At 66.1% G+C, this 18,986-nt stretch carries 16 protein-coding genes; 5 read left to right on the top strand and 11 right to left on the bottom strand.

Annotated features, from left to right (window positions below; translation table 11 throughout):
* Positions 1-166: 166 nt before the first annotated feature.
* Together FJ471_RS18700 and FJ471_RS18695 are read left to right on the top strand one after the other, a co-directional pair.
* On the top strand, positions 167-1,195 hold the full coding sequence (locus tag FJ471_RS18700) for a 2OG-Fe(II) oxygenase family protein (RefSeq protein ID WP_140805616.1): 1,029 nt from the start codon (positions 167-169) through the stop codon (positions 1,193-1,195).
* 29 nt (positions 1,196-1,224) lie between these two features.
* Entirely contained in the window at positions 1,225-2,865 is a 1,641-nt protein-coding gene (locus FJ471_RS18695; protein ID WP_140805614.1) for an ABC transporter substrate-binding protein, read from the top strand.
* Between the two features lie 7 nt (positions 2,866-2,872).
* On the opposite strand, the gene FJ471_RS18690 is transcribed toward FJ471_RS18695, so the two are convergent.
* The 4 genes from FJ471_RS18690 to FJ471_RS18675 form a co-directional block, all read right to left on the bottom strand.
* A complete protein-coding gene (locus FJ471_RS18690; RefSeq protein ID WP_140805612.1) occupies positions 2,873-3,589 on the bottom strand; it encodes a FadR/GntR family transcriptional regulator in 717 nt (238 codons plus the stop codon).
* A 58-nt stretch (positions 3,590-3,647) separates the two neighbouring features.
* A complete protein-coding gene (locus tag FJ471_RS18685) occupies positions 3,648-4,655 on the bottom strand; it encodes an ABC transporter permease (protein WP_140805610.1) in 1,008 nt (335 codons plus the stop codon).
* Entirely contained in the window at positions 4,652-6,145 is a 1,494-nt protein-coding gene (locus tag FJ471_RS18680) for a sugar ABC transporter ATP-binding protein (RefSeq protein ID WP_140805608.1), read from the bottom strand. The genes FJ471_RS18685 and FJ471_RS18680 overlap by 4 nt, the downstream gene beginning before the upstream one ends.
* A 74-nt stretch (positions 6,146-6,219) precedes the next feature.
* On the bottom strand, positions 6,220-7,221 hold the full coding sequence (locus tag FJ471_RS18675) for a sugar ABC transporter substrate-binding protein (protein WP_140805606.1): 1,002 nt from the start codon (positions 7,219-7,221) through the stop codon (positions 6,220-6,222).
* A 141-nt stretch (positions 7,222-7,362) separates the two neighbouring features.
* Between FJ471_RS18675 and FJ471_RS18670 the strand changes: the two genes are divergently transcribed.
* On the top strand, positions 7,363-8,394 hold the full coding sequence (locus FJ471_RS18670) for an L-idonate 5-dehydrogenase (protein ID WP_140805633.1): 1,032 nt from the start codon (positions 7,363-7,365) through the stop codon (positions 8,392-8,394).
* Complete coding sequence (locus FJ471_RS18665) at positions 8,381-9,163, top strand: glucose 1-dehydrogenase (protein ID WP_140805604.1); 783 nt, start codon at positions 8,381-8,383, stop codon at positions 9,161-9,163. Before FJ471_RS18670 ends, FJ471_RS18665 begins: the two co-directional genes overlap by 14 nt.
* A 5-nt stretch (positions 9,164-9,168) precedes the next feature.
* Here FJ471_RS18665 and FJ471_RS18660 read toward each other — a convergent pair whose 3' ends face one another.
* The 5 genes from FJ471_RS18660 to FJ471_RS18640 form a co-directional block, all read right to left on the bottom strand.
* On the bottom strand, positions 9,169-9,786 hold the full coding sequence (locus tag FJ471_RS18660; protein WP_140805602.1) for a nucleoside triphosphate hydrolase: 618 nt from the start codon (positions 9,784-9,786) through the stop codon (positions 9,169-9,171).
* Positions 9,787-9,916: 130 nt separating this feature from the next.
* Positions 9,917-10,675, bottom strand: a complete 759-nt coding sequence (locus FJ471_RS18655; protein ID WP_140805600.1) for a glutamine amidotransferase — start codon at positions 10,673-10,675, stop codon at positions 9,917-9,919.
* 65 nt (positions 10,676-10,740) lie between these two features.
* A complete protein-coding gene (locus FJ471_RS18650; RefSeq protein ID WP_140805598.1) occupies positions 10,741-11,742 on the bottom strand; it encodes a rhamnose ABC transporter substrate-binding protein in 1,002 nt (333 codons plus the stop codon).
* A 45-nt stretch (positions 11,743-11,787) separates the two neighbouring features.
* Positions 11,788-12,777, bottom strand: a complete 990-nt coding sequence (locus FJ471_RS18645) for an ABC transporter permease (RefSeq protein ID WP_140805596.1) — start codon at positions 12,775-12,777, stop codon at positions 11,788-11,790.
* Positions 12,774-15,338 carry an ATP-binding cassette domain-containing protein gene (locus FJ471_RS18640; protein ID WP_140805594.1) on the bottom strand — a complete coding sequence of 855 codons (2,565 nt, stop codon included), beginning with the start codon at positions 15,336-15,338 and terminating at the stop codon, positions 12,774-12,776. The genes FJ471_RS18645 and FJ471_RS18640 overlap by 4 nt, the downstream gene beginning before the upstream one ends.
* A gap of 189 nt (positions 15,339-15,527) precedes the next feature.
* Between FJ471_RS18640 and FJ471_RS18635 the strand changes: the two genes are divergently transcribed.
* Positions 15,528-16,778 (top strand): ROK family transcriptional regulator, encoded by a 1,251-nt coding sequence (locus tag FJ471_RS18635; RefSeq protein WP_140805592.1) that lies wholly within the window; start codon positions 15,528-15,530, stop codon positions 16,776-16,778.
* Positions 16,779-16,788: 10 nt separating this feature from the next.
* Here the strand turns inward: FJ471_RS18635 and FJ471_RS18630 are convergent, their stop codons facing one another.
* Together FJ471_RS18630 and FJ471_RS18625 are read right to left on the bottom strand one after the other, a co-directional pair.
* Positions 16,789-17,850, bottom strand: coding sequence for a Gfo/Idh/MocA family oxidoreductase (locus tag FJ471_RS18630; protein WP_140805590.1), 1,062 nt, complete (start codon positions 17,848-17,850; stop codon positions 16,789-16,791).
* A 60-nt stretch (positions 17,851-17,910) separates the two neighbouring features.
* Positions 17,911-18,921: a sugar-binding protein gene (locus FJ471_RS18625; protein WP_052467913.1), complete on the bottom strand. Its 1,011-nt coding sequence runs from the start codon at positions 18,919-18,921 to the stop codon at positions 17,911-17,913.
* Positions 18,922-18,986: the final 65 nt, after the last annotated feature.

Raw genomic sequence — 18,986 nt, 5'->3', positions numbered from 1 at the left:
CGCTTTCTCCGACCGGCAAGGCGTCGGAACGAAACGGACCCGCGATGCCAGGCAATCCAGAAATCCCTACCGACATCGAGCAAGGCCAGCGCCTGATGGCGTACGCGTGCGTGTCGGCGAATTCGATTGCGGCATGCCGGTTCCCAAGCATCGCAAGGATCGCAAGATGAGTGAGACCGTCCCCGCCATCGACATCGCGCCGCTGTTCGGCCCGCCCTCGCTCGCCCGCGACGAGGCCGACCGCCAGATCTTCACTGCTGCCTCCGGCATAGGCTTCATGACCGCGCGCGGCTTTCCTGGCGCCGAGCTTCTGACGCGCGAGCGGCGCGGCGAACTCCTGAAGATTTTTGAGCTGCCGGATGCGGAAAAGCAGAAGCTGCTGCGCTGGAATTTCGATCCGTCGAAATCGAACTACTATCGTGGCTGGTTCCCGTTGCAACCGACTGCCGTGTCCTACAAGGAAGGCATCGACATGGGGCCGGACATCGCCCATGCCGATGCCGAATTCGCGGCCGACGATCCGCTGCTCGAACGCACGCCACTGCCGGCCGAAGGCGATGTTCCAGGATGGAAGGCGGCGGCAGCGCATTACTACCGCTCGATGGAAAAGGTCGGTGCGGCGCTGATGGCCTCGATCGCGCGCAGCCTCGGGCTCGAGGACGACATTTTCGACGGCCATTTCCAGGGCGGCATCTCGACGCTCAGGCTGATCCGCTATCCGCTGCGCACCGAGGATGGCGCGGTCGACCTGTCGAAGCCTGAATATTCGGTCATGCACAAGGGCGAGCGGCGGCTGGTCATCGGCCGCGAGCACGCCGATTCCGGCTTCGTGACGCTGTTGGCGCAGGACGGGGTCGAAGGTCTGCAGGCCAAGAGCCATGCCGGCGAATGGATCGACGTGCCGCCCGCCGACGGCACGCTGGCGGTGAATTTCGGGCAGTTGCTGGAGCGCTGGACGGGCGGCGTGGTGCAGGCGACGCGCCACCGGGTGATCGCGCCGAAGACGGCGCGCTATTCCATCCCCTTCTTCTACGAGCCGCGCGTCGACGCCGAGATCGCGCCGCTGCCGATCAAGGGCTTCAGCGACTTCGCGCCCTTCCTCTATGGCGACTATCTCTGGGAGTCGGCGACCAATTTCGTCGAGATGGCCGGCGTGAAGAACCTGCGAAAGCCAAGGCGACCGGCGGCCGCCTGATCCTGATCAACCAACAAGGGGGACGAACAATGAGCACAGACATGCGCAAGCTGCCTTCCATCCTCGGCGGATGGGAGGCGGCCGTGAGGCGAGGCAGGGTCGATCGTCGCGAGTTCCTTGCCGTGGCGAGCGCGCTCGGCGCCTCCACCGCTGTGGCTTACGCCATCGCCGGCCTTGCCGCGCCGACCGAGGCGCGAGCCGACGAGCCGAAGCGCGGCGGCGTGCTGAAAGTGGCCATGCTGGTGCCGGGGCTGAAGGACCCGCGCACGTTCGATTCCTCCGATCTCGGCAATATCGGCCGGCAGTTCCTCGAGCCGCTGGTGCGCTACACCGAAACCTTCACCTTCAAGCCGATGCTTGCCGAGCGCTGGGAGGTGAATGACGACGCCACCCGCTACACGCTGCATCTGCGCAAGGACGCAACCTGGAACAATGGCGATGCCTTCGGCGCCGACGACGTGATCTTCAACTTCACCCGCTGGTGCGATACAGCGGCCGCCGGCAACTCGATGGCGCGGCGCTTCGCCGGCCTCACCGAGGGCGACAGCGGCAAGCTGCGCGCCGGCGCGATCGAGAAGGTCGACGACCATACGGTCGTGCTCAACCTTTCGGCGCCGGACGTCACCGTGATCCCCAATCTCGCCGACTATCCGGCGCTCCTCGTGCATCGCGATTTCGACGCCGGCGGCGGCGATCTCGCCAAGCATCCGATCGGCACCGGCGCCTTCGAATTGGTGTCGCTTGATGTCGGCCAGCGGGCCGTGTTCAAGCGCCGCGCCAACGGCAAATGGTGGGGCGGCGAAGCGCTGCTCGACGGCATCGAGATGATCGACTACGGCGTCGATCCGAACGCGCTGGTCAGCGCTTTCGAGGCCGGCGAGGTCCACACCAATCTCGACAGCAATGGTGACTTCATCGCGGTGTTCGACGGCATGGGCCTGACCAAAAGCGAGATCCTGTCGGCCTCGACCGTGGTCGCCCGCGCCAATGCGACGACCGCGCCCTATACGGACGAGCGCGTGCGGCGCGCATTGCAGCTTGCCGTCGACAATTCGGTGGTGCTGAAGCTCGGCCTCGCCGGCGCCGGCGAGGTGGCGGAAAACCACCATGTCTGCCGCATCCATCCCGACTATGCCGAACTGCCGCCGATCAAGCGCGACCTCGACGAGGCCAAGCGCCTGATGAGCGAGGCCGGGCAGATGGACTACGAGCACGAGTTGTTCTCGATCGATGACGACTACCGCAAGAACACCGCCGACGCGATCGCCTCGCAGCTGCGCGAAGCCGGCTTCAAGGTGAAGCGCACCGTGCTGCCTGCCTCGACCTACTGGAATGGCTGGGCGAAGTTTCCCTATTCGACCACCAACTGGGCGATGCGGCCGCTGGGCGTCCAGGTGCTGGCGCTCGCCTACCGCTCGGGCGAGGCGTGGAACGAGAGCGGCTTCGCCTCGAAGGAATTCGACGCCAAGCTCGACGAGGCGCTGAAGACCGCCGATGTCGAGAAGCGCAAGGCGGTGATGAAGGATGTCGAGACGATCCTGCAGCAGTCCGGCGTGATCATCCAGCCTTACTGGATGAAGCTCTATTGCCACTCGGCCAAGCAGGTGATGAACCGCCACGCGCATCCGACCTACGAATTAGACTTCACCGACGTGTGGCTCGCGGCTTAAGGCAGGTTCAGCTAGCCCCGGTCAACTCGACGGCTGTCCGCACGCGGGCGAGCACCTCGCTCAGCATATCGTGCATGGCCTTGCGCGCCCTGGCGGCGTCGCCGGCCTCGATCGCCTTCAGCACCTTGCCATGCGCCTCGAGGTCGCCGACCGGGTGACCGAACAGCGCGTTGGTGGTCGGCACACTGTATTGCAACGCGGTGTGGATCAGCGCCGAGAGCGGCAGGAAGAACCGGTTGCCGGTGGCGGCAAGCACGGCTTCATGGAAGGCTGCATCCGACGACACCGGATCGCCCTGGCCGGAGGATGCGGCGCGCATCGCCTCGAAGGCCTCGCGGATGGCGGCGATATCCTCGGGATTGTTGCGGCCCGCGGCAAGCGCTGCCGCCTCGCATTCGAAGGCCAGACGCACCTCCAGAAGCTCGGTGATGAAATGGCGTGGCGTCGCGCTCTCGCGCAGCCATCCCAGCACCGACGGGTCGAGGAAGTTCCAGTCCTTCAGCGGGCGGATGCGCGAGCCGCGCCGCGGGCGGGTCAGCAGCAGGCCCTTGGCCGACAGGATCTTCACCGCTTCGCGGGCGGCACTGCGGCTGGCGCCGAAGCGGGCGCATATCTCCTCCTCGCCGAGCAAAGTCGCGCCGGGGGGAAACAACCCGCCAAGAATCTCGCGGCCGAGGATGTTGGTTATCTCATCTGTTACCGACGAGGTCTGAGTACCTGCCATGGTCCCGCCCGTTTGAGTCTTCACGCAGTGTTACACGTGCGGATCGATACCGCACCGACTAATTATCGGCGCTGCGGTCGCCGGTCAGCCGCGCGAAGATCAGCGCCAGCAGGATGATGGCGCCGTAGACGGCGTCGATCCAGAAGCTCGGCACCTGCGACAGCGTCAGCACATTCTGCAAGACGCCAAGCAAAAGCACGCCGGTCAGCGCGCCGATCAGCCGCCCTCGCCCGCCATTCAGGTTGACGCCGCCGATCACCGAAGCGGCAAAGACGTAGAAGATCATGTTCTGGCCCTGGCTCGACACGACAGAGGCGATGCGGCCGGAAAGCATCAGCCCAGCGAGCGCGGCGAGCAGGCCAGCGACGATGTAGGTGCCCCAGACGATGCGGTCGACCTGGATGCCGGCGACGCGGGCCGCTTCCGGGTTGCCGCCGATGGCGTAGAGCGCTCGGCCGAGGCGGTGGTAGCGCAGCACGATGCCGAAGACGAGATAGAGCAGCGCCGCGATCCAGATCGAGGCCGGCACGCCGGCCCATTTGGCGTTGCCGAGATAAAGGAAGGAATCCGGCAGGTCGAACAAGGTCGTGCCGTTGGTGAGGCCGAGCGTCATGCCGCGCAGCAGGATCAGGATCGACAGCGTGACGATGAAGGGCGACAGCCGCATCGTCACCACCAGGAAGCCGTTGATCGCGCCGACCGCGGCCCCCGTGACGAAAACCAGCGCGATCGCCAGCGCCGGGTTGAGGCCGATGCCGGAACCGCCAAGCGACGGGTCGGTGGCGATCAGCCAGGCGCCGAGCATCGGCGCGAAGCCGACGATCGATTCCAGCGACAGGTCGATCTTGGCCAGAAGCAGGATCAGCGTCTCGGCGATGACCAGGATCGACAGCTCGGACGACTGCTGCAGGATGTTCACGATGTTGTCGGCGGTGAGGAAGGCCGGGTTGTTCAGCCAGCCGACGAAGCCGATCAGGATCAGCGCCGGGATCAGCGTCAGCTCGCGCAGGCCAAGGCCGGCAAGGCGCGTCCTGAAATTCTGCTGGTTGACGGCCACTGCGCTCACGCTTCCACTCCCTCGATTGCCGCGATCAATTCGCGCTCGTTCCAGCCGGCGGCGAATTCGCGCACGATGCGGCCCTTGAAGACGACCAGGACGCGCTGGCAGTTGCGCAGCTCGTCGACCTCGTCGGAGACGACCAGCGCCGCGGTGCCGCCTGCCTGCGCTTTCGCCACGATGTCGAAGATCGCTTCCTTGGCGGCGACGTCGACGCCTTGCGTCGGGTAGACCAGCACCAGCGCGCGCGGGCTGGAGGCGAGCGCGCGGCCCATCACCACCTTCTGCTGGTTGCCGCCGCTGAGCTCGACCACAGGCTGGCGCGGCGAGCTCGCCACCACCGAAAGCGCGTCGTAGAGCCGGCGCGCCGCCGCGTTCATCCTGCCCGGCGCGATCCAGCCGAAGCGGCCAAGCGTTCCCTGGACCGTCAGCGTCAGGTTTTCCGCCACCGAAAGCTGCGGCAGGATCCCACGGCCGCGCCTGTCGCGCGGCACATAGCTGACGCCGAGCCTTTGCGCGGCCGGCACATTGCCGAAGCCGAGCGGCTTGCCGGCGACATGGACCTCGCCGGATTTCGGTTTGACGAGGCCGACGATCGCTTCGGCGACTTGTTCCTTGCCGGAGCCGCCAAGACCGGCAAGGCCGACCTGCTCGCCGGCCGCGACGGTGAACGAAATGTCCCCGAAGACGCCGGGCAGGTTCAGGCCTTCGACGGTCAGCGCCGGCGTCGCCGCCTTGTCCAGCACCGGCGCCGGACGCGCGGCGCGCGCGATCTCGGCGCCGACCATCGCTTCGACGATTTTCGGCTTCGGCAGGTCGGCGACGGCGGCGTCCGGCACGATGACGCGGCCGTCGCGCAGCACGGTGACGCTGTCGCAGATCTCGTAGATCTCCTGCAGATGATGCGAGATGTAGAGCAGCGTGACGCCGTCGCGCTTCAGGCGGCGGATGCGCTCGAAGAGCCGCGCCACCTCCTTCGATTCCAGCGCCGCCGTCGGCTCGTCGAAAATGATGAAGCGCGAACCCTTGGCGAGCGCCCGCGCGATCTCGACCACTTGGCGCTGCTCGACGCGCAGATCGGAGGCGCGGGCGTCGACATCGATGCCGAGCTCCCATTCCTCGCAGATACGGCGCGCTTCGACGCGCAGCCTCGACCAGTTCACCCAGCGCGAGGATCCCGGATAGGCGTTGGCGAACAGGTTTTCCGCCACCGTCATGGTCGGCACCAGCGTGGAGCGCTGGTAGACGCAGGCGACCTTGTTGCGCCATTCCTCGCTGGTGCGCCTTGCGGGTGCTGCGACATCGCCAAACAGCACGCTGCCGCTGCTCGGTTCGGCGAGTCCGGTGAGAATGCTCACCAGCGTCGACTTGCCGGCGCCGTTGCGGCCGACGAGGCCACGCGCGACGCCTTGCGGAATTTTCAGCGAAATGTCGTGCAGCACCTGAACCGCCCCGAAGAGCTTGTTCACATGCCTGACTTCGACGGCGGCTGGCTGCATGTTGGACCCGACAAAAAAGACCGGAGCGCTACCACCAGGGATGAGGATAGCGCTCCGTAAGCTGCGGAGAATGCCTATTTGGCGGCGTTGCCCCAGAGCGCGGGATCGCTCGCATTGGCGGCGGTCACGACGGGCGCGGGCAGCAGGTCCTGCAGGCTGCCGTCCTGCTTGACGATCTCGCTGTCGTGGTCGGTCGGGCCGGCCTTGAACTTCTTCCCGGCAACGGCGGCCTGCAGGTAATAGAGGCCGTATTTGACGTAGAGGTCGACCGGCTGCGATATGACGGTGTCGACATAGCCGTCACGCACCTGCTTCAGCGCGCCCGGCGTGCCGTCGATGGTGACGAGGAAGATATGCTTGTCCTCGCCGACCTTGCTCATCTTGTTGGCGCTCTTGAGCACGCTCAGCACGCCGGCCAGCATGACGGAGTCGCTCTGCATGTAGATGGCACCGAGATCGGGCGTCGACGACACGATGGTCTGCGCGGCGGCGACCGCCTTCTCCGTCTTCCAGTTGGTCGGCTGGGCATTGACCTTGATGCCCTTGAACTGCGACTTCATGCAGTCCTCGAAACCTTTGGTGCGCTCGCGTCCCGCGGTGGTGGCGAGATCGCCCTGCAGTTCCAGCACCACGCCCTTGCCGCCCAGCGCCTTGCCGATCGCCTCGCAGGCGGCCTTGCCCATCTGGACGCTGTTGGAGCGCACCACCATGAACACCTTGCCGCCGGCGACGCCGTTGTCGATCGACACGACCGGCACTTTCTTGCCGGCCGCGAAGGCGACGGCGGGCTCGACCGCCTTGCTGTCGGTCGGCACGACGATGATGCCCTTGGCGCCGGCGGCGATCAGATTGTGGATGTCGGTGACCTGGCGGCCGGCATCGCCGTTGGCGTTGGCGACGGGCAGCGTCTTCAGCCCGGCTTTCTTCGCCGCATCGATCGTCATGTTGACCTCGATGCTCTGGAACGGGTCGGTGAGATAGCCGGCCGAATAGCCCATGGTGAAGCTGTCGTCGGCCAAAGCCGGCGCGGCAAAGAGCATTGAGGCGCCGAGCAGCGCCCATTTCCTCGAAATCATTGTCCTTCCTCCCAAGCAGCGGTTGTCAGCTTAATCTGCTTAATCTGATTTATCAGATGAATCGAGTTGAAACAAGCCGGGCTTTCCTGCTAGCTGTGGGGAACGAAATCTCGGAGAGCCGGTTTGTCGCCAACATCCTCCATGCGCGCGGTGGTGCTGCGCCAGCCGCTCGACCTCCATGTGGAGGAGCGGTCCGCCCCCTCGCCCGGCCCCGGCGAGGTACTGGTGCGCATTGCGCGCGGCGGCATCTGCGGCTCTGACCTGCACTATTTCCGCCATGGCGGCTTCGGCACTGCCCGCATGAAGGAACCGATGATCCTCGGCCACGAGATCGCCGGCCGCGTCGAGGCGCTCGGCGCGGGCGTTTCCGGGCCAGCGGTGGGCACGGCAGTCGCCGTCAATCCAGCCAACCCCTGCGGCGCCTGCGACTTCTGCAGGACCGGACAGCCGATCCATTGCCTCGACATGCGCTTCCTGGGGTCGGCGATGCGCACGCCGCATGTGCAGGGCGGCTTTGCCGAGCATCTCGTGTGCCGCGCCGAAAACGCCGTGCCGCTGCCGAAGGGCTCCGACCCTACCGCCGGCGCCTTTGCCGAGCCTCTTGCCGTGACGCTGCATGCCGTCGCCCAGGCGCCGGTCTATGGCAGCCGGGTGCTGATCATGGGTGCCGGGCCGATCGGAACGCTCCTGGTGCTCGCGGCGCGCTTCGCCGGCGCGCGCGAAATCGTCGTCACCGACGTGCAGGACAAGCCGCTGCAATATGCCGCCAAGGTCGGCGCCGACCGCACCGTCAATGTCGCTACGAATGCCGAGGCGATGGACTTCTATGCCGCCAACAAGGGATATTTCGACGTCGTCTTCGAGGCCGCCGGCCAGGGCGCCACGGTGGCCAGCGCATTGCAGTTCATTAAGCCGCGCGGCACCTTGGTGACCGTCGGTCAGGGCGCGACGGCGGAGCTTTCGATTTCGATGATCGTCACCAAGGAAATCCAGGTGAAGGGCAGCTTCCGTTTCGACACGGAATTCGCCCTCGCGGTCGACCTGATCGGCTCCGGCCGGATCGACGTCGCGCCGCTGCTCAGCAACACTTTGCCGTTGGCCGAAGCGCGAAAAGCCTTCGAGCTGGCCAGCGACAAATCGCAATCGATGAAGGTGCAAATTGCGTTCGACTGATTATCTCGGCCGTCTCTTCGGCCTCGAAGGCAGGCATGCCTTCGTCACCGGCGCCAGCCGCGGGCTGGGCCTCGCCTTCGCGGAGGCGCTGGCCGCCGCCGGCGCGCGCGTCACCATCGGCGGCCGCAAGGCCGACGAGCTCAAGGCCGCCGCCGACCGGCTGCGCGCCGAGAGCTACACGGTGGCGGAAGCCGTGATCGACGTCACCGACACGCAATCGGTCGACGCTGCCATCGCGGCTTCGGAAGCCGGCACCGGGCCGATCGACATCCTGGTCAACAATGCCGGCATCCAGCGCCGCGCGCCGCTCGAGACCTTTTCCGACGCCGACTGGGATGCCCTGATGGCGACCAATCTCGACGGCGTGTTCAAGGTAAGCCGCGCCGCGGTCAAGGGCATGATCCAGCGCCGCAAGGGCGTCATCATCAACGTCTCCTCGGTGCAAAGCGCGCTCGCCCGCCCCTCGATCGCGCCCTACGCGGCGAGCAAGGGGGCGATCACCATGCTGACCAAGTCGATGGCCGGCGAATGGGGCCAGCATGGCATACGCGTCAACGCCATCGCGCCCGGCTACTTCAAGACCGAGTTGAACGCCGCTCTGGTCGCCGACGAGAAATTCTCCAGCTGGCTCACCGGCCGCACGCCGATGCGGCGCTGGGGCGATGTCGAGGAATTGGCGGGCGCCGCGGTGTTCCTGGCGTCAGACGCCGCGAGCTTCGTAACGGGGCAGACGCTGCTGGTGGATGGCGGCATTACCAGCGTGTTGTAGCGCCCTCACCTCGACTCCCACGTCACATCCGCCGGCATGCTGTGCTCCAGCACAAGGTCGACATTGGGCAGGTCGTTGCCGCGAACCTTGGCGACCGCATACTCATCCGGGTAGCTCAGGTCCGTCCAGCGCTTCAGCAGCCTTCGCTCGAGCTCGGCGCGCGGCGCGGTGAGGAAGACCGACAGGTCGAACAGGCGGGCAAGGCCGGACCACGGCGCGCGGTCGAGCAACAGGTAATTGCCCTCGACGATGACATAGCGGGTCGTTGGCGCGATCAGCCTTGCGCCGGCGCGTGACAGGTCGAGCGGGCGGTCGAAGGTCGGCACCGCGACGCTTTGCGTGCTGTCGCGCACGCGCCGCAAGGTCAGCTCGAAATTGTCGAAGTCGAAGGTCTGCGGCGCGCCCTTGCGCTGGCGCAGGCCGAGCTGGTCGAGCACCGCATTGTCATAGTGGAAGCCGTCCATCGGCAGGATTTCGGCGCCCTCCGAAGCGAGCTCGGTCTGCAGCCGTTCCGAGATGGACGATTTGCCCGCGGCGGGCGGCCCGGCAATGGCGATCATGGTGCGCACGCCGCCAGAATCGGTCGCAAGGATGCGCGAGACGAGATCGTTCCAGTCGCTCATGGTCGGTCCTCGGGCCTTGGCCGGTTGCGATGATGAAAAGGGTTTGACCAGCGCCGCCTCGCCAAGGCGGTCAACTCGGCGCTGCGCCCGCAGGGAGTGTCGGGCGGCGACGCTGGTCAAAGCGGTGAGGTCAATCGCCCGCAATCCAGCGGATGATGTTGCCCATCAGCCGGCCATAGAGCGGCCATGCGAGGAAATCCTGCGACAGCCAATGCGGGCCGATGTCGGTCGTCCAGGCGGCGGTGCGGCCCTTGCCAAGCTCGCGTACCGAAAGCAGCGGCCAGTCCGCGCCGCGATAGTGGCAGGAGGCGAGCAGCCGCGAGCTGCCGTCGCGGCGGAAATCGGTCTTGTTCATGCCGAGGACCGGCGGCAGCGGCCCCTCGATGCCGGCAAGGATCGGATGCGATGCCTGAAGGATGGAGGGCTGCAGCCCTTGCGGCACTTCCAGCCCGTCGCTGAAAGGCAGGCAGCGCACCGGCAACACATCCTCCACCGGCGTGTCGTGGAAGCGCGCCGTGCCGAACATGCCCTGGAAGCCCATATAGCCGCCGGCCAGCATCAGCCCGCCGCCGCCCTCGACATAGGCTTTCAGAACGTCGAGGCGATTGACGCCGACGCGGCCGGCGCGCGCCTCGGGCGTCACCAACAGGCTCAGCGCGCCGACATCGGAGATCACCACCGCCTTGCAGGGCGCCAGCGCTTCGAGGTCGTAAGGGAATTCGGCCGGGCAGCGCTCGCCGCCGATCTGGGTGACCGAAATGCCTTCGGCGGCCAGGGCCGCGTTGAAGGCGGTGGCGCCGTTGACATAGGCGGCGCTGGTCAGCACCTCGGCGCCGGAAGCCACCGATGTCGTGGCCGAAAAGGTTTCGCCCGCAAGCAGGATCTTCATTGCGCACCCGTGCTGTCGATCGAGAGAATGCGGCGGGCGCCGCGGCGCCCGCCGGGTTTAGGGGATCAGAACTTGAACTCGGCCAGATTTTCCGGTGTCACGATCTTGGCCGGGCCGAGCACCAGCTCGCCGCCGGCGCCGATCGTGTATTCGCCGAGACGGCCGGCCTTGAACTTCTCGCCTTCCTTGCCGGTGATCTTGCACTGCGCCAGCGCCTGAGCGGTCTGGTAGGTCAGGTAGCCAAGATCGGAGACGTTCCACCAGATGTCCTGGGCCGAGCCGTCCTTGATGTATTTCGAGATCAGCGTGGCCGGCGCCAGGCCCGTCAGCTTGACCTTGCCCATCAGGCCGGCTTCTTCCAGCGCGCGCGCCGCGGCCGGCAGGCCGATGCCGGCGGGAACGATGATCGCCTTCAGATCGGGGAAGGCCTGGACGAGCGCCAGCGCCTGCTGCTGGTTGACCTGCTCGCTTTCCTCGCCATAGGCGACCTGCACCAGCTTCATCTTCGAAAATTTCGGCTCGGCCGCCATCTTCTTCTTCATGAAGTCGATCCAGGCGTTCTGGTTGGTGGCCGTCGGCGTCGACGACAGGATGGCGAAGTCGCCCTCGCCGCCCATCAGATTATAGGCGCTTTCCAGCATCATCTCGGCAAGGCTGTCGCCCTTGGCCTGGTTGACGAAGATCGCGCGGGCATCGCCTGCGACATCGGAATCGTAGGACACGACCTTCACGCCCTGCTGCGCCGCGCGCTTCAGCGCCGGCGCGACGGCGTTGGCATCATTGGCCGAGATCGCGATGACGCCGACCTTCTGCGTGACCAGGCTGTTGATGAAATCGATCTGCGCTTCCGCAGTGGCCTGCGAGGGCGCGACCTGGATCGCCTTGCCGCCGATCTCCTTGGCGGCCTCCTCCGCGCCCTGCTGGGCGACCTTGAAATAGGGATCGGTATCGAGCTTGGGCAGGAAGCCGACGGTCACCGGCTCCTTGGCGCATTCGTCGGCGTAGGCCAGCGAAGCAGGGGCAAGCAGAACCGAGGTTGCGAGCAGAGCTAGTCGAAACGCTTTCATTGTTACTCCTCCATCAGACTCCGGGCTTCGAAAAGGGGCCCGAGATCACCCCTTGGTCTCGCGCAAGGCGCGCGATCTTGAGAGACGCTCCTCCAAAGAGCGCCAGTAATTGCCGACCAGCAGCGAGCCGATCAGAAGCAGGCCGATGATCATCCCTTGCGCGTCGCCGCCGATCTGGTTGAGCGCGAGCACGTTGCGGATGATGGCGATCAGCACCAGCGCCAGCATGACGCCGGTCAGCTTGCCCTTGCCGCCGAAGACGCTGACGCCGCCGAGCAGCACGATGGTGATGACGTCGAGCTCCATGCCGAGCGCGTTGTTGGCGCGCGCATTGGCAAGGCGGGCCGTGTAGACGATGCCGGCAATGGCTGCGACGACGCCCGAGACGACGAAGAGCGAAAGCACCATGCGGCGCGTGTTGATGCCGGAGTAGCGCGCGACTTCGGGGCTGCCGCCCAGCGCGTAAAGCCGCTTGCCGGTCGCGGTCTTCTGCAGGACGATCGCGAAGACCGGCGCCAGCAGCACGAAGGGCACGATGGTCCAGGGGATCTGCGTTCCCGGCAGATTGTTTATGCCGAAATCGACGATCTCGGGCGGCAGGATGTTGACCGAGCCGGTGCCAAGCAGGATGTAGCCGATGCCGCGATAGAGCGCCATCGTGCCCAGCGTCACCACCAACGACTGCAGGCCGAGCGCCGACACCAGAAAGCCGTTGAAGGCGCCGAGCAAGGCGCCGAAGAGCAGAGTCAGCGGGATCGCGGCGAAGGTGGGCGTGCCGGCCTGGACAGCCAGGCCGAAGATCACCGAGGTCAGGGCCAGCACCGAGGCGATCGAAAGGTCGATCTCGCGGCAGATGATGAGCAGCGTCATCGGCAGGATCAGCAGCGCCTTTTCCGACGCGCTGGCGGCAAGCTGCGAGAGGTTGAAGCCGGAGACGAAGTTCGGCACGAAGATCGCGGCGTAGAGGAAGACGGCGAGACAGGCGGCTGCCAGCAACAGATCCCAGAAGTCGATCGAGCGGAGGAACTTCGTCATCTCATCCTCGCCTGTCTTGCCTGCTCGGCGCGCCGCACGATGAAGGTGTCGATGCCGATAGCGACGAGGATCACCAGGCCGTAGACGCCCTGCAGCCACAGCGGATCGACGCGAACCAGGGTCAGCCCGTTCTTGATGACCAGCAGCGTAAGCGACCCAAGCACGATGCCGAGAAGCGTGCCGGAGCCGCCGCGGATGGCGACGCCGCCGACCACGGCGGAGGCGATGACAGTCAGCTCGAAGCCGAGCGCGACGCGGGCGTCGATGGTGGCGTAGCGCGAGGCCCACAGCGCGCCGCACAGGCCGCCGAGCAGCCCAGCCAGCCCGAAGGCCATCAGGATGCGCCGGTCGACAGGAATGCCGATGAGACGCGCGCCGTCGGGATTCGAGCCGGTGGCGAACAGCTCGCGCCCGATCGCCGTGCGGTAGAGCAGCACATAGCCGGCGCCGAGGATAACAATGGCGATGGCGACGATCAGCGGCACGCCAGCGAGCTTCAGCCCGGTCATGTCGAGCCATCTCTGCGTCACCTCGTCGGCGCTGACCTGGTCGCCGGCGGCCCAGATCGAATTGAAGCCGCGGAAGATCGACATCGAGGCGAGCGTGACGACGATCGCCGGGATCTTTCCCCGGGTGACGACGAGGCCGTTGATGAGCCCGCAGACCGTGCCGACAGCGCAGGCGGTCGCGAGGCCAATGGCGATGTCGAGGCCGGGATAGGCCTGCACCATGCTGGCCGCCATATAGGCCGACAGGCCGATCACGGAGGCGATGGAGAGATCGATGTTGCGGGTGATCAGCACCAGCATCTGGGCCAGGGCCGCAACCACCAGCAGCGCCGCGTCCATCGAGACCGCGGTCAGGTTCGCGGCGCTGACCATGCGCGGGTTGATGATGGTGACGGGAATGGCCACCACGAGCATCGCGGCAAGCAGGCCGAACTCGCGGCGCTTGAGGATATTTGCCGGGCCTTTGCTTGCCTCATCGAGCGCGGCTTGCGCGGCCTCTGTCGGCGCGCCGGTCTGCTCGACGGTGCGGGTCGCCGCCTCGAGCACCTTTTCCTGGGTCGCTTCGCCGCTCGCGAATTCGGCCGTGCGATGGCCCTCGCGCAGCACGACGATGCGGTCGCATATGCCGATGAGCTCGGGCATTTCGGAAGAGATCAAAAGGATCGCCATGCCCTGCGCGGCAAGGTCGGCGATCATGGCATGCACCTCGGCCTTGGTGCCGACGTCGATGCCCTGCGTCGGCTCGTCGAGGATCAGGACGCGCGGCTCGGTGCGCAGCCATTTGGCCAGCACCACCTTCTGCTGGTTGCCGCCGGACAGTTCCTTGACCGGCTGGCCGTAGCCGGCGAAGCGCAGCTTCATGCGCTTCAGCCAATCGGCGACGAGACCGATGGCACGGTCGGTGCCGTAGAGGCCGAAGCGAGATGCCTTGTCCAGCACCGGCAGCACGGCGTTGTCGAGTACGCCGAAATCCATCACCAGGCTCTGGCCCATGCGGTCTTCCGAGACATAGGCGATGCGCGCGTCCATGGCGTCGCGCGCGGAAACAAAGCGCACCGGCTTGCCGTCGATGAGGATCTGGCCGGCGTCCGGCTGGTCGATGCCGAACAGCACGCGCGCGATCTCGGTGCGGCCGCTGCCTACGAGGCCGCCGAGGCCGACCACTTCGCCGGCATGGAGCTTGAGGTCGATATTGGCGAAGGCGCCGGCGCGCGACAGCCCGCTTCCCTCCAGCACCAGCGCGCCGGGTTTTTCGCGGCGGTCCGGATAGAGATCGCTGACCTCGCGGCCGACCATCATGGAGATCGCCGCGGCGCGACCAAGCTCGGCCTTCGGCTTGACGCCGACAAGGCGGCCATCGCGCAACACCGCGATGCGGTCGGCGATGCGGAAGATCTCGTCCATGCGATGGCCGACGAACATCATCGCCACGCCGTGCGACTTGAGATCGGCGACGACGGCGAAAAGCCGCTCCACCTCACGCTGCGAGAGCGCGGCCGTCGGTTCGTCCATGATCAGCACGCGCGCATCGAGCGAGAGCGCGCGGGCGATCTCGACCAGCTGCTGCTCGGAGGTGCGCAAGGCGCCGAGCCTGGTGTCGGCCGGCACGGCAAGGCCGACGGTCGCCAGCACTTTCCGCGCGCCGACGAGCATGGCGGCGTTATCGATGCCGCCGAAACGGTCGCGCGGCATGTGACCGAGATAGATATTCTCCGCGACCGACAGGTCGGGAAACAGGCCCGGATGCTGGTGCATGACCGCGATGCCGGCGGCCTGGGCGTCATGCGGGGAACGGAAGCTGGCTGCCTTGCCGTCGACCTCGACATGGCCGTCCGTCGGCGCGTGCACACCGGCCAGCAGCTTCACGCAAGTGCTCTTGCCGGCGCCGTTCTCGCCGAGCAGCGCCAGCACCTCGCCCGAGCGCAGGTCGAAGGAAACGTCCTTCAGCGTGATGGTGCCGCCAAAGGCCTTGGTGGCGCCGACCAGCGCCACTGGGGCAACTGCCCCTGCCGTCGTCGCGACGGCTTCGCCATGCGTGCCCTGCTGCAGCACGGTTCCTCCCCGGTCGTAGTTATTTTTTCAGTTTGCTATATTAAATGCGCCAAAGCCGCAACCGGAAAATTGACTTCCTGGTGCGCAACGCGCAGTGTCGCGCCGTGCTCACCCGTGGTCCGGCATCGTTGCGGCCGTGATTGCAGATGGAGCCGGCCGCGCTTGCGGCAAGACCTGGGAGATGGCGTTTTGTCCGGAAAAGGCAGCAATTCGGTCAAGGTTCGGCACTACAACGAACGTTTCGTGCTCGACGCCATCCGCCGCCTGAAGGAGGCGTCCAAGTCGGATCTGGCGCGTGCCGCCCATCTCACCCCCGCCGCCGTCGCCGACATCGTCGATGGGCTGGAGTCCGCCGGTTTCGTAAAGCAAGTGGGAAAAAGGTTCGGGCAGCGCGGATCGCCTTCGATCCTCTACCGTCTGGCGCCAGAGCGCATCTACAGCGTCGGCATCAAGATCGGCCGGCGCGCGCTGGAAGCGGTGCTGGTCGACTTCGCCGGCGAGGTGCGGGCGCGTGCATCGCACGAATACCGCTATCCGGACCCGGATCTGGTGCGCAAGGCCGGCAACACTTCGCTTTCCAATTTCGAGGCGCTGGTCGACGGCCTCGACGATGCCTCGATCGTCGGCGTCGGCATCGCCTCGCCCTATTTCCTCGGCGGCTGGAGCGAGGAGCTGGGTTTTCCGGACGATCTCGGCGATCGTTGGGAAGCGATCGACCTCATGACCTTCTTCGCAACGCCGCCGAAGGTTCCGGTGTTCATCGAGAACGACGCCACCTCGGCGGCGTTGGCCGAGCTCGTGCAAGGCGCCGGCGCGCGCTTCCACGATTTCATGCATATCTCGATCGACACCTTCGTCGGCGGCGGCTTGGTGCAGGGCGGCAAGGTGCATACCGGCCCGCACGGCAACAGCGCCGCGCTCGGCCCGCTGCCAGTCTCGCCGTCAAGCCTCGATTCGGTGGTGGCCAAGCCCGCGCGCTACCAGAGCCTGCTGCACCGCGCCTCGATCTATGTGCTGGTCAATCATCTCAAATCGCGCGGCATCGAGATCGTCCGCGTGCGCGAGCTCGACCCGATGCCGCCCGGCGCGCGCGAGCCGCTGTTCGAATGGATCGAGGATTGCGCCAATGCGCTGGTCGAGGCGATCATCGCCATCACCTCGGTCATCGACATCGAGGCGATCGTGCTGGACTCGATCCTGCCGCGCTCGATCCATCTCGAATTGCTGGCGAAGGTGCAGAACCAGTTCAACCGGGTCAGCGCCATCGGCATCGTCGCGCCGGAAATCGTGCCCGGACAGTTCGGCCCGGAGGCCTCGCCGATCGGCGCTGCGATGCTGCCCTTCTCGGCGTTGCTCGCGCCCGACAGCAGCGTGCTGATGATCGGCAAGGACCGGACGAAGCTCTTGGGCAGCCTCTCGGCGCTCGCCGGCCAGGGCTGAAAGGCAAGGGTCAGTCCGCGCGGGACCGCTGGTAGACCTGAGCGATGATTTCATGCACGGCCAAAGCGCTGTCGCCACGCGGCAATGGACGTCCGGAAGCGATGTCGTCGATGAAAGACGAGACGCATTGCTTCCACGCAGCCGTCAGGTCGGCATGATCGCCGGCCACCGCCATGGGTCGAGAATTCAGATCGGCGTCGAAATAGCGTAAGGGTGCCTGGTCGCCATTGGCTTCGGGCCAGTAATCCAGCCCTCCTTGGTCACCGACGACGCGCACGCGGTTTTCGTCGGGGCCGGCATAGGCCCAGGCCACATCGCATCTGATCTCGACACCCTTGTCCGAGCGCAGGGAAAGGCTCGCCCGATCCTCGACGTCGAACTGCGTTGCAGGCGCCTCGACCGGCTGATGCGGGCTCCAGTCGCCAAGTCCTTTGCCAAGGGGACCGAAGCTGCGCCAGATCCGCGAATCGGCCACGGCCGCGTTGGCGCTCCCGGACAGCCACAATGCCAGGTCGATGACATGCGGACCAAGGTCTGCCAGCACGCCGCCCCCCGCCGTCTGCTTGCGGGTGAACCAGGTTCCGAAGCCGGGAATACCGGCTCGGCGCAACATGCGCACCTCGACCGTCTGGACATTGCCGATGCGGCCGGCCTCGATGGTCTCCTTGATGAACCGCATGGACGGCCGGTGGCGCTGTGGCAGGTTGATGGCGAAGCCGATGCCGGCAGCCGAGGCGCCATCCACCATGGCCCGGGCATCCTCGAGCGAGGTCGCGAGCGGCTTTTCCATCAGGATGTGCAGCCGCGCCTTGATCGCGGCTTCGGCCGCCTGGCGATGCAGGAAATTCGGCAAGGCGACGGTCACGGCATCGAGGCCATCGACGTTCACCGCGCCTTCGATGGTCTCGGCAACCGCCGGAATCCCGAACTCGGCGGCCAACTTACCGGCGGTCTCTCTGTTACGGCCGTAGATCGCCGCCACGTCGACCCTGGCATCGCCGAGCAAGGCGGGAAGATGGGCACGGCGCACGATCATTCCGGTGCCGAGCACGGCAAGCCTGAGCTTCTTCACTGCGCTATCCCTGAAAAAGGGCCGGCGGGAATTCCCGCCGGCCTGTCTGTTCTTTGCGGATCAGTTCTTGCCGCAGGTGTCGGCCATGTCGGGCGTGCACTTGACGAAGCCGGTGTCGATATAGGGCGGCACGGTCTTGCCCTGCTTCAGGTCGTGCAGCGCCTCGATCGACTTGTAACCCATATTGTAAGGGCTCTGGCCGACGAGGTAGTGGGCGAGCCCGTCCTTGAGCAGCGGCAGCTGCGGTGCGAAGGCGTCGCCGAAGGAGATGACGAGATCCTTGGAATCGACGCGGTCCTTCACGCGCCCGACCGCCTGCCTGTAGGCCGACGGCGCGTACTGCGCCCAGCCGCCGACGGCGACGAAGGCGTCGAGCTTGGGATTGGCGACCAGCACGTCGTTCATCTGCTGGGCGGCGAGGCTGATGTTGTCATTATTGTAGATTGGGCAGCCGTCGACTTCGGTCCAGCCGTTCTCGCCGGCAAGACGCTTCACCGGCTTGTCCTTCGAGACGTTGGCCAGCGTGTCGCGAATGCCCTGGACGCGCAGGTCGAGGTTGAGCGAGCCGGCCGTGCCGGTCTGGATGCAGACCGTGCCGCCCTTCGGCTTGTATTCGACGACTTTCTTCGCCAACTCGACGCCGAAATTGTAATTGTCGGTGCCGATGAAGGTTGAGCGCAGGCCGGCGTCTTCCTGCAGCAGGTCGCCGTCGAAGGTCACGATCGGGATGCCGGCGGCCTTCGCCTTTTCCAGCAGCCGGGCCACGGACTTCGGATTGGTCGCGGAGACCGCGATGCCGTCGACGCCCTTGGTCAGCACGTCGTTGATGACCTGAAGCTGCTGGGCCTCGTTCACCTCCGACGGACCGATATAGTAGCATTCGACGCCGAGGTCCTTGGCGGCCTTCTCGCAGCCCTCCTTGACCGGGGCGCTGAAGACGTCGTTCACCGTCTTGACGATCACCGCATAGGTCTCGGCCGAAGCCGGAGCGGCCGTCGTGCCGGCGGCAAGCGCTGCCGCGATCGCGGTTGCGGCGAGCCGCAACGTCAGTCTGTTGATGATGCCTGTCATGATGTTTTCTCCTCTCTTTTGATGTCTTGTCTGCACGAATTGCGCGATCCTTCCCGGACATGGTC

Source organism: Mesorhizobium sp. B2-7-1, from assembly GCF_006440735.1.
In the GTDB taxonomy this organism is placed as follows: domain Bacteria; phylum Pseudomonadota; class Alphaproteobacteria; order Rhizobiales; family Rhizobiaceae; genus Mesorhizobium.
This window is presented reverse-complemented; position numbering and strand designations above follow the sequence as displayed.